We start from the raw sequence: 14,328 nt of genomic DNA on the forward strand, positions 1-14,328 counted from the left end.
TTTTATGTCTGAGCCACGTTTCGTCCATTTACGTATTCACAGTGATTTCTCCATGGTCGATGGGTTGTCCAAAGTCCCGCCACTGGTTAAGAAAGTGGCCGAAATGGGCATGCCTGCGATGGCCTTGACAGACTTTAGCAACCTTTGTGGGTTGGTAAAGTTCTATAACACCGCGAATAATGTGGGTGTGAAACCTATCATTGGTGCCGATTTTAAGGTGCAGTCGGAGGCGTTTGGCGATGAATTATGCCAGCTGACCCTTCTTGCCGCGGATAAAGCGGGGTATAAAAACCTCACTTTACTGATTTCCAAAGCTTACTTGCGCGGCCATGTTCAACATACGCCAGTGATCGACCAAGAGTGGCTGGTAGAACACGCTGACGGGTTGATTGTATTATCTGGCGGTTGCCGAGGAGACTTGGGCAAAGCCTTACTGAAAGGCAATAAGGCGCTTGCTGAAGAGTGCGCCCGTTTTTATCAAGCCCATTTTCCCAATGCTTATTACATGGAGCTCGTTCGCACTGGACGTCAGGATGAAGAAGTGTACCTACACTTTGCGGTCGATTTTGCCACCGAGCACGACCTGCCTGTGGTGGCGACGAACGAAGTGTGCTTTATCTCGCCCGACGAGTTTGACGCCCACGAGATCCGTGTGGCCATCCATGATGGTTATACGTTAGACGACCCACGTCGCCCGAAAAACTACAGTGCCGAGCAATATCTGCGCACCGAGCAAGAGATGTGCGAGCTCTTTGCGGATATCCCAGAAGCATTGGCAAATAGCGTGGAAATTGCCAAGCGCTGTAATGTGCCGGTCAGACTTAATGAGTACTTCCTGCCGAACTTCCCAACCGAAGGGATGGAGATTGATCAGTACTTGGTCAAACGCTCCAAAGAAGGTCTAGAAGAGCGATTGGCGTTTCTTTTCCCCGATGAGAAAGAGCGCGCCCTCAAGCGACCTGAATACGACGAGCGCCTTGACCGTGAACTCGGTGTGATTAACCAAATGGGCTTCCCTGGTTACTTTTTGATCGTGATGGAGTTTATCCAATGGTCAAAAGATAACGATATTCCGGTGGGACCCGGACGGGGCTCAGGGGCCGGCTCCTTGGTTGCGTACGCCCTTAAAATCACAGATTTGGATCCGCTAGAGTTCGATCTGCTTTTTGAGCGCTTCTTGAACCCAGAGCGGGTTTCCATGCCCGACTTCGATGTCGACTTTTGCATGGATAAGCGTGATTTGGTCATCGATCACGTGGCCGAAATGTACGGCCGGGATGCGGTATCCCAGATCATTACTTTCGGTACCATGGCGGCCAAAGCGGTGATCCGAGACGTGGGTCGTGTATTGGGTCACCCTTATGGCTTTGTTGACCGTATTTCTAAATTGGTACCGCCCGACCCGGGCATGACGCTGGCAAAGGCGTTTGAAGCTGAACCGCAGTTGGTTGAGGTTTATAACGCAGACGAAGAAGTCAAAGCGTTGATCGACATGGCCCGCATGCTCGAAGGGGTGACACGTAACGCGGGTAAGCACGCGGGCGGGGTGGTGATTTCACCGACGACGATTACGGACTTTGCACCGCTATATTGTGACAGTGAAGGGCATCACCCTGTCACCCAGTTTGATAAAAACGATGTTGAAACGGCCGGTCTTGTGAAGTTTGACTTCTTGGGGCTGCGTACGCTGACCATTATCGACTGGGCGCTGGGAATGATTAACCCTCGCTTACAAGCGCAAGGCAAAGATCCTATCGATATCGCGGCGATTCCGATGGCGGACCTAGCATCATTCGAGATGCTACGTAAGGCTGAGACGACTGCAGTGTTCCAGCTGGAATCGCGGGGCATGAAAGAGCTGATCAAGCGCCTCCAACCGGACTGTTTTGAAGACATGATCGCACTGGTGGCTCTGTTCCGCCCAGGTCCATTGCAATCAGGGATGGTGGATAACTTTATCGACCGTAAACACGGACGAGAACAAGTCTCTTATCCCGATGAGAAGTGGCAGCATGAGTCACTGCAAGAGACCCTTGAACCTACCTACGGCATCATCTTGTATCAAGAGCAGGTGATGCAAATTGCCCAGATCTTAGCCGGGTATACGCTTGGTGGCGCTGATTTGCTGCGTCGTGCGATGGGTAAGAAAAAACCCGAAGAAATGGCCAAGCAGCGCGACATCTTTGAAAAAGGCGCGATCGCAAACGGGATTGATGGCGAACTTGCCATGCGTATCTTTGACTTGGTGGAAAAGTTTGCCGGTTATGGTTTCAACAAATCACACTCCGCCGCTTATGCCTTGGTCTCTTATCAAACACTGTGGTTAAAGGCGCATTATCCGGCTGAATTCATGGCCGCCGTTATGACCGCGGATATGGATAACACCGATAAAGTTGTCGGACTGGTGGAAGAGTGCCGTCGCATGAAACTAACGGTGCTCCCCCCAGATGTGAACGCGGGTTTGCACCGCTTTACCGTCAATGACAAAGGGGAGATTGTCTACGGTATTGGCGCGATTAAAGGGGTGGGTGAAGGGCCGATCGACAATATTGTTGCGGCGCGAGAGCAAGATGGCTACTTCCGTGACTTATTTGATTTCTGTGCGCGCATTGATACCAAAAAAGTCAATAAGCGTGTGATTGAACGCTTGATTCGCGCAGGCGCCATGGATAGGCTTGGCCCTCATCGTGCGGCAATGATGGCATCACTCGATGATGCTATTCGCGCGGCCAGTCAGCATCATCAAGCCGAGTCTTACGGACAAACCGATATGTTTGGTGTTCTCACGGATGCACCGGAAGAGGTCGAGCACGCCTACGCGAATGTGGCACCTTGGCCAGATAAAGTGTGGCTGGAAGGGGAGCGAGAAACCCTAGGGCTGTATTTGACCGGCCATCCCATCAATAGCTATCGTAAAGAGCTTAAACACTATGTGACATGGCGATTGGAAGACGCGCATGCCACTAAGCGTGATGTGGTGTCTACGGTCGCCGGTCTTGTAATTGCGGCGCGTGTCATGACCACTAAGCGCGGTTCTCGTCTTGGGATCTTAACCCTCGATGATCGATCGGGTCGTATGGAAGTGATGCTTTTTTCTGACGTACTCGACAAATATCTCGATCTGGTGGAGAAAGACAGAATTCTGGTGGTCTCAGGACAGGTCAGCTTTGATGACTTCAATGGTGGGCTTAAAATGACGGCCCGTGAAATCATGGACATCAGTCAAGCGCGAGAAAAATATGCGCGCTGTTTGGGCATCTCTATCATGGAAGAGCAAATTGATGCCCCGTTTTTTGAACGGTTTCATGATACGTTGGCACCGTACCGTTCAGGGACTGTGCCAGTGAATCTTTATTACCAGCGCCGTGATGCACGGGCGCGGTTACGTTTAGGGGCGGAGTGGCGAATTACCCCCGCGGATGAACTGATCGATAATTTAAAAGGCTTGCTTGGCGACGAGCAGGTCGAATTAGAGTTTAACTAAGCTTAGCTGGTGACGCATCGCGTACACCGGCGGTGACCAATAGGATTCTCTTGGTATGAGTCTTAACTTTTTAGAATTCGAACAACCGATCGCAGAGCTAGAAGCTAAAATTGAAGCCCTTCGCGCTGTCTCCAAGCGTGGCGGAGAAGATGCGGTTAATCTTGATAAGGAAATTGAACAACTGGAAACCAAGAGTCTTGAGCTTACGCGCAAGATCTTTGGTGATTTAGGGGCATGGCAAGTGGCACAACTGGCGCGCCACCCTCAACGTCCTTACACCTATGATTATGTCGATCTTATCTTTCACGAATTTGACGAGCTGGCGGGCGATCGCGCCTATGCGGATGACAAAGCCCTAGTAGGCGGTATTGCGCGCTTAGAAGGGCGTCCAGTGATGGTCATCGGTCACCAAAAAGGCCGTGATACCAACGAGAAGGTAAAGCGTAATTTTGGTATGCCAAAGCCTGAAGGATATCGCAAAGCATTACGCTTGATGAAAATGRCAGAGCGATTCAACATGCCAGTGATCACTTTTATTGATACTGCCGGTGCTTACCCAGGCGTGGGGGCAGAAGAGCGTGGTCAGTCAGAAGCCATTGCACGTAACTTGAAGGAAATGGCGGGCCTGACCGTGCCGGTGATCTGTAATGTGGTTGGTGAAGGCGGCTCAGGCGGTGCCTTGGCGATCGGTGTTGGTGACTACGTCAATATGCTCCAGTATTCAACATACTCAGTGATTTCGCCCGAAGGCTGCGCCTCTATTTTGTGGCGTGATTCGGCCAAAGCACCACAAGCGGCAGACGCAATGGTTATGACTGCGCCACGCTTGAAAGAGCTGGGCTTGATTGATGCTGTGATTGAAGAGCCTCTAGGTGGTGCGCATCGCGATATGAAAGCGACGGCACAAAGCATTAAACAAACCTTGATTAGCCAGCTCGCTGATTTGGAAGCATTGGATACTGAAAGCCTACGCGACCGCCGATATCAGCGTTTGCTCAGTTATGGTTACTGCTAATTGCCACTCGGCAATCGAGCACAATGAAAGGGCCTAATGGCCCTTTTCTTTTTGCTACGCGCCAGCAACAATAGGCGCAGACTCCCAATGACAGATGCTTATGCTCACCCAATACCTGACAGACACGCTGGCGCCGTTAACGGCTCAGCCACGACAAATTCTTTTAGCCCTGAGCGGGGGATTAGACTCTCGGGTGCTGCTGGATCTATTGGCCAGTTATCGCGACCAGCATCCGCAGCACGACTATTCCGTGTGTCATGTTCATCATGGTTTGCAGGCCGATGCCGATAAGTGGGCGGCACAATGTCAGGTTTGGGCGGAGCAAGCGGGTTTTTCCTTCATCCTAAAACATGTCACTCTCGACCCAGAGTTAAGCACAGAGCATGCAGCTAGAGAGGCACGCTATCAAGCCTTTCAAGGGTTACTCCAACCCCATGGAATCGTTCTTACCGCGCAACACAGCGATGATCAAGTCGAGACCTTCTTTTTGGCATTGAAGCGAGGAAGTGGTCTGGAAGGATTGGCGGGAATGCCCACTGTGAGAAAACTCGGCAAAGGGCTCTTAGTCCGTYCTTTGTTGGCAGCGTCACGGGCGCAATTGCATCACTACGCGCGTCAAAAAGGGTTGGCATGGGTGGAAGACCCGAGCAACCAAGATACACACTTTGATCGTAATTTTATCCGTCAACAATGGCTCCCAGAAGCTGACGCGCGTTGGCCGGGGTTTCGCACTGCCGTGCAACGCACGCAGCAATTATGCCAAGAGCAAGCGGCACTCTTAGCAACATTTGTCGCCCCTTTGGTCGAAAACGCCATCGATACGGACAACAGTTTGTCTTTGGCACATCTCCCTCTTACGGATCTTGCTCTGTGTCGAGCGATGTTACGACACTGGTTGAAGTACCATGATCTGATTTTAACTCAGGCCCAGCTTAATACGCTGATCCAGGATGTGGTGCAGGCAAGAGCGGATGCTAACCCGCAACTGTCGGTTGATGGAAAGAGCATTCGTCGTTATCAGCAGCGTTTGTATCTTATTGCTGACTCCGCGGATGTCACTGCATGGCAAGGTAAACTGACGCCACAATCGCCATTACATTTGCCGGATGGATTAGGGCGTTTGGTGCTTCTTCCTTATACAGAGCGCGCGCAAGGATTGGCATTAGGTCCTTTGCCACAGTCTTGGCTATCGGTGCAGTTTAATCCCAGCGGGTTAAGCGCCCRTCCTGCCGGGCGGCAAGGCCGTCGTAAACTCAAGAAGCTTTATCAAGAATACGGTATTCCAAGTTGGCAGCGGCGTCGCTTGCCAATCCTTTGCGACGAGCGTGGTGTAATCGCCGTGGCGGATTGCTTTGTGAGTCAATCAGCGGTCGGGAAGGTATGGCGTTTAGTCTGGGAGCGGGAAAATACTGCTTAACTTATCCCTTACCCGCCAATTATCTGCCTGCTCATAAAACCACCAGTCAGATAAACGACACTTGCTAAATTTGTCCGAATTACTTAATGTACTAGTATAATGATACATTGAGGTAAAGAAGTAATGGCATCGAGTCGTGAATTATTTGGCACCCGAATAGGCTTTGTCCTTGCTGCAGCCGGCGCGGCTGTGGGACTAGGCAATATTTGGGGGTTCCCAACGCAGGCGGCGAGCAACGGGGGCGGCGCTTTTTTATTGGTCTACTTACTGATGATCTTACTCGTTGCCTTTCCCATGTTGGTGGTGGAGATGGCGATTGGTCGTCATGGCCGCGCTAACCCGTTGGACAGCATGCGTGCGCTGAGTGATAACCCTCTTCTGAAGCGTTTTGGCAGTGGCGTGGGGCTGATTGGCTTGGCTGTACCTTGTATGGTTTTGGCGTTTTACAGCATTGTAGGCGGATGGTTAGTCTCTTTTTTATTGGCTGCAGTGGCAGACATTTTCCAGTTTTCAGACGCATCCGCTTGGTTAAAAGGCTTCTCAGCATCACGTAATCTCTTTGGGGCGGTGGTGTTTTATGTGCTCACCATTGTGATCGTACAGGCGGGGGTTAAGCAGGGGATTGAGCGTTGGTCAACCCGTCTCATGCCCGCGCTGTTTGTCCTCTTTGCTGCGATGTTTGTCTATATCATGACGCTACCCGGTGCGACAGAAGGCTTAAAGCACTACCTGATCCCCGACTTTAGCAAAGTGATGGACAAAGATTTGCTATTAGCAGCCATGGGACAGGGCTTCTTCTCTCTGACGATTGGCGGGTGCTCCATGCTGATTTATGGCTCGTACCTTAGCCACAAAGAAAACCTGCCGAAAATGGCACTGAGTGTCACTTTGGTCGATACCGCAGTGGCGGTGATTGCCGGGCTAGTGGTGTTGCCAGCGATGTTTGTTGCCATGCATCAAGGTGTTGAGATTTACGCGCAAGACGGCAGTTTGCTCAGTGCCGATACTTTGGTGTTTACTGTGTTGCCTTTATTATTTGAAAGTTTAGGCGCGGCAGGCCCGTATGTGTCTCTCGTCTTCTTTTTGCTGATGACCATCGCGGCCCTGACATCCTCGATTTCTATGCTGGAGTGTCCTGTAGCGCTGGCCAGTGAGCGCTTGGGCTCAAGCCGGAAAATCACCAGCTGGGTGTTAGGGGGAGTGATTGCGCTCTGCAGTGCGGTGATTGTGTTTAACTTCGGTGCGCTATTTGGCTTAGTTGCGAAGGTGGCGACCCAATATTTCCAACCCTTTGCGGCGCTACTTTTCTGTCTATTTGGTGGTTGGATTTGGTCGCGTGATCGCAAGCTAGCGGCATTGCGCGAAGGTTATGATGATATTGAGCAGAGTCTGTTCTGGAAAATCTGGCCTGTGTATGTGAAGTTTGTTTGCCCTGTGTTGGTAGCCACAGTGTTGTGGGTCTCACTTGGCTAAAGGCCAATTGATGACACTAAAAAAAGCGGACATCGGTCCGCTTTTTTATCGCCGCTTAACAGGCAAGGCGAGATGAGTTAACGGAACTGTTTGGCGTCTTCTAAATACGTAAAGCCAGCATCCGCTAAGCGCGTACACAAGGTCTCGCGGTCGATATCATAGTAACGTACTAAGTCCTCTAAACTGGCAAACTCATCACGTAGCTTCATGTTAATAATGCTCATGAGCATGACAGGATCCATCGAGGCATAGTTTTTCAAATCCATCTTAATCCTCGTGATCGCTAATCAATAAATTGGCAGCAGCAAATGCGGCTTGTTCACGACGAGCTGGCGAAACACTCTCGTCACTTGCGACATCATTTAATGCTTTCAGCGCGCAGCTGATAGCGGCAGGAATGTAGCCTTGTTCGCCACTGCCAATCTCGGCATAGCGCTGGCGGATGAGTTCACAGCAATCTGCAACTTTCATAATGGATCTCCTCAATAGTACTGCACGCACTATAGCGAAAGGAGAGGCGTTGAGAAAAGGGTTAGCGAGCGCGTTTTTGGCGATACATGCTCTGATCGGCACGCTCATAAAGCGAAACGCTGTTATCGCCTTTACGATATTGGGCATAGCCAACCGAGGCGCTGATATCGTGCGCGCTGAGTAATCGGTCATTGGTGACCAGATGTTTGACTCTATGGGTGACATTGGCGACTGAATCATCACCGGCGGGCTGTAGCAAGACCGCGAATTCGTCACCGCCTAAGCGATAACAGCGGTCGCTACCACGCACGGCCTCTTTGACCAGCAGCGAAAAACGTCGAAGCACTTTATCACCGTCTAGGTGGCCATAGTTATCATTGACTTGTTTAAAGTTATCCATATCGAACATCATCATGACCAAGCCAATATTTTGCCGCTCACAAACTGCAACCGCGTGCTGCAAATCCTGCTCAAAGCTGGTTCGGTTGTGCAGTCCGGTTAATCCATCCAGCAGTGCCATGTTCTTTACACGGGTATATTCAACCGCATTGGTCAGCGGACCGGCAAGCAACTTATGGTAGGTGTGTAACAGGCTAATTTCATCCGGATCAAGTTTATACGGAGTGGAGTACTGCAGCACCCCTAATGGTTGCTTATTAAATTTAATCGCGAAGGTTTGGCGGAAAGTATGTTGCTCACCCCGACGGATAATGTTTGAGATTTCGTCGTGCTCCCAAATGATACGACCAATATCAATCTGCTTTTCTACCTCTCGTGCATACACCTCAAACAATACCTTGATATCGAGGTGTCCTTGCAGTTTTTGTAGCAACAACAAACGCTGATCAGCACCCAGCGGAACTTTACGCGGGGCGATGCCAGAGTGTGTGAATTGCTTTAAGTGCGAGGCAGTCATTAATAATCAACAGCTATCTGATTTGTGGGTCATGCTGAATAAGCAGAATCCATGCCAGCCTATTATCAAGGTGAAGAGACGTCGTTTGGCTGCGATCTATCTCGTTCTTTTTGGATGACTATTCTATCAACAAGGAGAGGATTTGGGATCTGTGATTCTGTGCGTCTTGGTAGCCGATGTCAATTAACTGGCGAAGATATGCCGGCTCGAACAATAAATAACTGGCAAAGGTAGCATCTTGTGAGGCATTGATGCCTAAAAGCCTTAACAGGGCACGTGCGGCAAAGGGCATATGGCGATAAAAACGCTTGGCTACGGGCTCGAAAGGGACCGATGGACGCAGGTGTAGGACATTCACTTTTCTTAATCCTAGCTGGTGGCGCTGCGCGTCGTTCAGGGCAAGGTGAATTTGGTTCATGCGCTGCAAGTTTTCTAAGTCGGCCGACAAGGTATCAGCAAATATTGCGTTCATCAGGTGACCACCCAGCATCGCGAGCCCTGGCGCTGACGGGTCGATATTGCCAGCAGTGCGAATACCTGTGGTTAAATCCAAAATGAGGATCCGCTCCGCCCCCATTTTAATCGCCGGTCGCAAAGGGGCGATTTGGTGAATCGCACCATCCCCATAAAACTCATGGCCAATGCGTGAGGCAGGGAACACGAAGGGAATGGCTGAAGAGGCCAGTAAATGCTCTGTCGAGAGTTGACTGCGTCGGCCGACAGCTCGTGCCCGCTCCCATGGCGAAATACTGGCATCACCTTGAAAAAAACTGACCGATTGGCCGGTTTGATAGTTGGAAGCGGTCACCGATAGGCCATGAAGGTGACCGGACAGTAACTGATAGTTTAACTTATTAAAATTAATGGTTTGATTTAGCAATTCACGCAATGGGCGATTATTTAACAGGCCAAAAGGTGAAGTGGGTTGATAGCGTGACTGAAAGCGCTGTCCTGTTTGGCTAGCGAGGTGACTTAGCAGCCCAAAAGGCTGACTGGCAAAAATACGCGATGTATCGAGCCGATGCCACAGCCATGACAACTTTTTGACGCCAAGTCGAAAAGATGACGCATAGCTAGCCAGAGACACCGCATTGATTGCTCCGGCAGATGTGCCGGAATATATCGTAAATGGACTGGTGTGAACGCGAGGGTACCATTCAGCAATGGCAGCCAATACACCGACTTGATAGGCCGCACGCGCACCACCACCAGTCAGAACGAGAGCGATTTTAGGCTTGTGTGTAGACATATAACCGACGACGTTAAAAGGCTAACAGCTTGATTATAGTTACTTCACGCGCCCTGTCGCGCGTTAGTCATCACAACGTCCGTTTCTTTTTTATTATAGATAATGAGGTTGAAAATCATTATCAGTTCGATCTATGGTGAGGAGGTCAATTAATCGATGGAGTGACAAGATGACTTATTCGTTTCCCGATTTACCCTATGCCTATGATGCTCTCGAACCGCATATTGATGAGGCGACCATGCGCATTCATCACCAGCGTCACCACAAAACCTATTTCGATAAATTCGTGGCTGCGATAAAAGAGACAGACCGCGATGGTGAGCCGGTTGAGGATTTGTTTCGAGATATCTCGTCGCTGCCAGCAGCGATTCGTAATCATGGGGGGGATACTATAACCACCTGATTTACTGGCAATCGATGACGCCGAATCCTAAGCCTGCGCCAGAAGGCGCACTCTACGATGCGATTGTCGAGACCTTCGGCTCGCTTGATGCATTTAAAGAGGTTTTTAGTCAGGCGGCAATTGGTCAGTTTGGTTCAGGTTTTGCGTGGCTGGTGGTGAAAGAGGATGGCCAGCTTGCGATCACCTCAACGGCTAATCAAGACAATCCATTGATGGATATTGCAGAGGTCAAAGGTGAACCGATTTTAGGGTGTGATGTATGGGAACACGCTTATTATCTTAACTACCAGAACAAACGTCCTGACTACGTGAACGCGTGGTGGAAGGTGGTGAATTGGTCATTTGCTGAAAAAGCGTACCAGCAAGCGATCGGTTAAAAAAATGCCCCGCAACGCGGGGCATTTACTCTTTAGACGATAAGGCTTAAGCCAGTTTTACTTGGATAAACGACAAGGCGTCGTCGATAGCGAACGGCACTTTCTCACCGTCGCGGCGATGCTTATATTCAAATACGCCATTATCCATGCTGCGCTCACCGATTACGATGGTATGCGGCACACCCACTAGCTCAATGTCTGAGAACATTACCCCAGGACGTTCTTTACGATCATCAAAGAGTACCTCGATACCGGCAGCAGTAAGATCAGCGTAAAGCTTTTCAGCCGCTTCACGGACACGCTCAGACTTGTGCATATTCATCGGCACAATCGCAACGGTAAACGGTGCAATCGCGTCTGGCCAAATGATGCCATTTTCATCATGGTTTTGTTCAATCGCAGCGGCAACTACACGTGTCACACCAATACCATAACAGCCCATTTCTAGGGTTGTATTTTTGCCATCTTGGCCGAGGACGCCTGCGCCCATTTTCTCCGAGTAGTTGTTACCCAACTGGAAAATATGGCCAACTTCAATACCGCGCTTAAACATCAAGGTGCCTTTGCCACATGGGCTAGGATCGCCTTCAACCACATTACGCAAATCGGCAACTTGGCCAAGTTTAACGTCACGGCCCCAGTTGATGCCAAAGTAGTGTTTGTCGTCAATGTTGGCACCGGCGCCGAAATCATTCATTACCGCGACGCTGCGATCGACAATAAACGGCGCAGGAAGATTGACCGGACCTAGTGAACCGGGACCGGCACCGACTAAGGCGCGAATTTCTTCTTCTGTCGCAAAGGTTAATGGCGCTGCAACTTCAGGAAGATTTTCTGCCTTCACTTCGTTGAGTTCATGGTCGCCGCGGATAATCAGCGCGATCAGGTCGGCGTCTACTTCATCAGAGGCCTTAACAAACAAGGTCTTGACGGTTTTTTCGATCGGCAACTTAAATTGCTCCACCAACTCGGCAATGGTTTTTGCATTTGGCGTGTCGACTAATTCCATCGCTTGGGTTGGCGCCTCAGCCTGATCTTTAGGCGCGAGTGCTTCTGCCTTTTCGATGTTGGCGGCGTARTCGGACTCGGTGGAGAAAGCAATCAGGTCTTCTCCGCTACCAGCAAGTACGTGGAACTCATGTGACGCGGAGCCACCAATCGCTCCTGTGTCTGCCAATACCGCGCGGTAATCAAGGCCCATACGATCAAAAATGGCGCAGTAGGCGGCACGCATTTTCTCGTAACTTTGCTCCATACCCGCTTTATCGATATCAAAGCTATATGCATCTTTCATGATAAATTCACGTGAACGCATCACGCCAAAACGCGGACGCACTTCATCACGGAATTTGGTTTGAATCTGATACAGATTGATCGGCAGTTGCTTATACGAGTTAATCTCGTTGCGCACCAAGTTAGTAATCACTTCTTCATGCGTGGGTCCAAGTACAAAGGGACGTTCGTGACGATCCGCGATGCGAAGCAGTTCTGGACCAAACTTTTCCCAGCGTCCTGTTTCTTGCCATAGATCTGCAGGCTGTACCACTGGCATAAGCGTCTCGACAGCGCCTGACTTGTTCATTTCTTCCCGTACAATGCGCTCAACTTTTTGTAGCACTCGTACACCGGTCGGCAGCCAAGTGTATAGACCTGAAGCAAGTTTACGAATCATACCTGCGCGCAGCATCAGCTGGTGGCTGACAATTTCTGCGTCGCTAGGGGTTTCTTTCAAAGTAGAAAGCAGATATTGACTGGTACGCATTTAAAGTTATCCGTTGATATTAGCGATCAATAATAAGTAGGGCATATTAACAGCGCGGGGGAGTTTCGACAAAAGCTTCTATGGTCTCAACGTGAATCTGGTCGTCAGACACCGTGAAACGCACATTGAAATCGAACAGGTGGACGGCATAGTGCTTAGCATCTGGCTTGCCCTTTTTATAGGCAGGGCGAGGGTCTTGTGCGAGCACCTCTTCAATCACTTGGCGTTGGTATGTGCCCTCAGGATGTTGAGAGAGTGTCGCGAGGGCGGGGTTGGAAAAATGCACTGGCATCAAGTCAGGCTTTTGCTGAGCAAACCCGCCCTGAGCACTATCAAGACAATCAGAGTAGGGGATATAAGGTTTGATATCGATAATTGGCGTTCGATTGACAAGATCGCACCCCCGTACGACTAACCGGACTTGGCCCGGAGTAGATTCAACGCGAACCAGCTCTACCGCCGACATGCCGATACCATTGGGACGAAAGGTCGCACGACTGGCAAAGACGCCGACTCGCTCGTTTCCACCCAAACGCGGGGGACGAACTGTCGGGGACCAACCTTTATCTAAATTACGATCGAACAAGAATAGTAACCAAAGGTGGGAAAACTGCTCAATGCCTCTTACCGCATCAAGCTGATTCGCGTCACCGCGCAATTCAATATATGCCAAGGCACTAGGCGCTAGGCCCGGTTGTCGCGGCACAGCAAACTTTTCTTTAAACGGAGAAATCAAAGTGCCAACAGGAGAGATAGAGAAAGTATCTTGCATAGGGTGAAGTTCGGTTAATAGACGCACGCTAATCTTAACACGCGAGTTTCATTGAGTATGCAAAGATGCAAGCAACCACGCAGCATGTCATAATTATCGCCTGACACTGAATGAGGAATTGTGAGTGAGTTTTCCCGCTGTTTTTATTGATCGCGATGGTGTGGTCAATGTCGACCACGGCTATGTGGCGGATATCGATAATTTTGAGTATATCGACGGTGTGTTCGACGCATGCCGCGCCCTAAAAGAAAAAGGGTATTTATTAGTGCTGGTGACCAACCAAGCCGGTATCGCCCGTGGTTATTACTCTGAGCAAGACTTTTTGCAGCTAACGGAATGGATGGATTGGAACTTTGCTGACAAGGGCGTGGACTTTGACGGTATTTATTACTGCCCACACCATGCCAGTGAAGGGGTCGGTGAGTATCGGATTGATTGCGATTGTCGCAAACCCAAGCCGGGTATGTTGATTGAGGCTCAGCAGGAGCTCGATATTGATATGTCACGCTCGGTGATGGTCGGTGATAAAGCTGATGACATGAAGGCTGCACAAGCTGCCGGTGTGGCTACCCGTATTCTCGTGAGATCAGGAAAGCCTGTGACCGAGGAAGGGGAATCGTTAGCAACCTGCGTGGTGGATTCCATCGCAGATGTTCCGAGTACATTGAGCTAATTCACACGCGAGCCTATCAGAATCACACTTTTGTACCTTTTTGGTGATAATTTGTTCTAACGGTTAATTTCGTTGAAAAAAAGACTTGCGACTTAAATTTATCACCCTATAATTCGCTCCTCGTTGGCACGGCAAACCGCGCTAACAAACGGCAGCAAAGCCAAGTAAACAAAAAGCTTGACTCACTGCCTCGGTGGCGTAAAATGCCACTCCCGCTCAAGATTGAGCGACGCTCTTTAACAATTTGACCTATGCAATCTGTGTGGGCACTCGTTGAGAATAGACAAAAAGATTTATTCGATGAACTGAGTGACCA

The 14,328-nt window shown here is 50.0% G+C and carries 11 protein-coding genes and 1 pseudogene; 6 read left to right on the forward strand and 6 right to left on the reverse strand.

From position 1 onward, the window contains the following. The first annotated feature begins 4 nt into the window (after positions 1-4). The 4 genes from dnaE (at position 5) to BZJ18_RS07540 (ending at position 7,389) form a co-directional block, all read left to right on the forward strand. Positions 5-3,484 carry a DNA polymerase III subunit alpha gene (gene dnaE, locus BZJ18_RS07525; RefSeq protein ID WP_077455962.1) on the forward strand — a complete coding sequence of 1,160 codons (3,480 nt, stop codon included), beginning with the start codon at positions 5-7 and terminating at the stop codon, positions 3,482-3,484. A 55-nt stretch (positions 3,485-3,539) separates the two neighbouring features. Next, positions 3,540-4,499, forward strand: coding sequence for an acetyl-CoA carboxylase carboxyl transferase subunit alpha (accA, locus tag BZJ18_RS07530; RefSeq protein ID WP_077455963.1), 960 nt, complete (start codon positions 3,540-3,542; stop codon positions 4,497-4,499). 100 nt (positions 4,500-4,599) lie between these two features. Continuing rightward, entirely contained in the window at positions 4,600-5,916 is a 1,317-nt protein-coding gene (gene tilS / locus BZJ18_RS07535; protein ID WP_108743133.1) for a tRNA lysidine(34) synthetase TilS, read from the forward strand. 123 nt (positions 5,917-6,039) lie between these two features. Further along, complete coding sequence (locus BZJ18_RS07540; RefSeq protein ID WP_069588629.1) at positions 6,040-7,389, forward strand: sodium-dependent transporter; 1,350 nt, start codon at positions 6,040-6,042, stop codon at positions 7,387-7,389. A gap of 77 nt (positions 7,390-7,466) precedes the next feature. On the opposite strand, the gene BZJ18_RS07545 is transcribed toward BZJ18_RS07540, so the two are convergent. The 4 genes from BZJ18_RS07545 to BZJ18_RS07560 all read right to left on the reverse strand — a co-directional run bounded on the left by BZJ18_RS07545 (position 7,467) and on the right by BZJ18_RS07560 (position 10,025). After that, a complete protein-coding gene (locus BZJ18_RS07545; RefSeq protein ID WP_077455965.1) occupies positions 7,467-7,655 on the reverse strand; it encodes a DUF4250 domain-containing protein in 189 nt (62 codons plus the stop codon). A 1-nt stretch (position 7,656) separates the two neighbouring features. Beyond that, positions 7,657-7,860 (reverse strand): YaeP family protein, encoded by a 204-nt coding sequence (locus tag BZJ18_RS07550; RefSeq protein WP_069588633.1) that lies wholly within the window; start codon positions 7,858-7,860, stop codon positions 7,657-7,659. A 61-nt stretch (positions 7,861-7,921) separates the two neighbouring features. Then, positions 7,922-8,776 (reverse strand): GGDEF domain-containing protein, encoded by an 855-nt coding sequence (locus tag BZJ18_RS07555; protein ID WP_069588634.1) that lies wholly within the window; start codon positions 8,774-8,776, stop codon positions 7,922-7,924. A gap of 118 nt (positions 8,777-8,894) precedes the next feature. After that, a complete protein-coding gene (locus tag BZJ18_RS07560) occupies positions 8,895-10,025 on the reverse strand; it encodes a patatin-like phospholipase family protein (RefSeq protein WP_077455966.1) in 1,131 nt (376 codons plus the stop codon). Positions 10,026-10,194: 169 nt separating this feature from the next. Here BZJ18_RS07560 and BZJ18_RS07565 point away from each other — a divergent pair. Continuing rightward, positions 10,195-10,805: pseudogene (locus BZJ18_RS07565) on the forward strand (superoxide dismutase). A gap of 46 nt (positions 10,806-10,851) precedes the next feature. Here the strand turns inward: BZJ18_RS07565 and BZJ18_RS07570 are convergent. Together BZJ18_RS07570 and tsaA are read right to left on the reverse strand one after the other, a co-directional pair. Then, positions 10,852-12,567, reverse strand: coding sequence for a proline--tRNA ligase (locus BZJ18_RS07570; RefSeq protein WP_077455967.1), 1,716 nt, complete (start codon positions 12,565-12,567; stop codon positions 10,852-10,854). Between the two features lie 46 nt (positions 12,568-12,613). Beyond that, the gene (tsaA, locus tag BZJ18_RS07575) at positions 12,614-13,339 is read right to left on the reverse strand and encodes a tRNA (N6-threonylcarbamoyladenosine(37)-N6)-methyltransferase TrmO (protein ID WP_077455968.1); all 726 of its coding nucleotides are present in this window, start codon (positions 13,337-13,339) and stop codon (positions 12,614-12,616) included. Positions 13,340-13,463: 124 nt separating this feature from the next. Here tsaA and gmhB point away from each other — a divergent pair, with 124 nt between their 5' ends. Continuing rightward, positions 13,464-14,012 carry a D-glycero-beta-D-manno-heptose 1,7-bisphosphate 7-phosphatase gene (gene gmhB, locus BZJ18_RS07580; protein ID WP_077455969.1) on the forward strand — a complete coding sequence of 183 codons (549 nt, stop codon included), beginning with the start codon at positions 13,464-13,466 and terminating at the stop codon, positions 14,010-14,012. Positions 14,013-14,328: the final 316 nt, after the last annotated feature.

This window comes from Salinivibrio sp. IB872 (assembly GCF_001995345.1).
In the GTDB taxonomy this organism is placed as follows: Bacteria; Pseudomonadota; Gammaproteobacteria; order Enterobacterales; family Vibrionaceae; genus Salinivibrio; species Salinivibrio proteolyticus.

What these genes read in the sequence shown, in the direction of transcription:
- dnaE (WP_077455962.1), top strand. Translation starts at nt 5, where the DNA reads ATGTCTGAGCCACGTTTCGTCCATTTACGTATTCACAGTGATTTCTCC.
- BZJ18_RS07540 (WP_069588629.1), top strand. Translation starts at nt 6,040, where the DNA reads ATGGCATCGAGTCGTGAATTATTTGGCACCCGAATAGGCTTTGTCCTT.
- BZJ18_RS07545 (WP_077455965.1), bottom strand. Translation starts at nt 7,655, where the DNA reads ATGGATTTGAAAAACTATGCCTCGATGGATCCTGTCATGCTCATGAGC.
- BZJ18_RS07550 (WP_069588633.1), bottom strand. Translation starts at nt 7,860, where the DNA reads ATGAAAGTTGCAGATTGCTGTGAACTCATCCGCCAGCGCTATGCCGAG.
- BZJ18_RS07555 (WP_069588634.1), bottom strand. Translation starts at nt 8,776, where the DNA reads ATGACTGCCTCGCACTTAAAGCAATTCACACACTCTGGCATCGCCCCG.
- BZJ18_RS07560 (WP_077455966.1), bottom strand. Translation starts at nt 10,025, where the DNA reads ATGTCTACACACAAGCCTAAAATCGCTCTCGTTCTGACTGGTGGTGGT.
- tsaA (WP_077455968.1), bottom strand. Translation starts at nt 13,339, where the DNA reads ATGCAAGATACTTTCTCTATCTCTCCTGTTGGCACTTTGATTTCTCCG.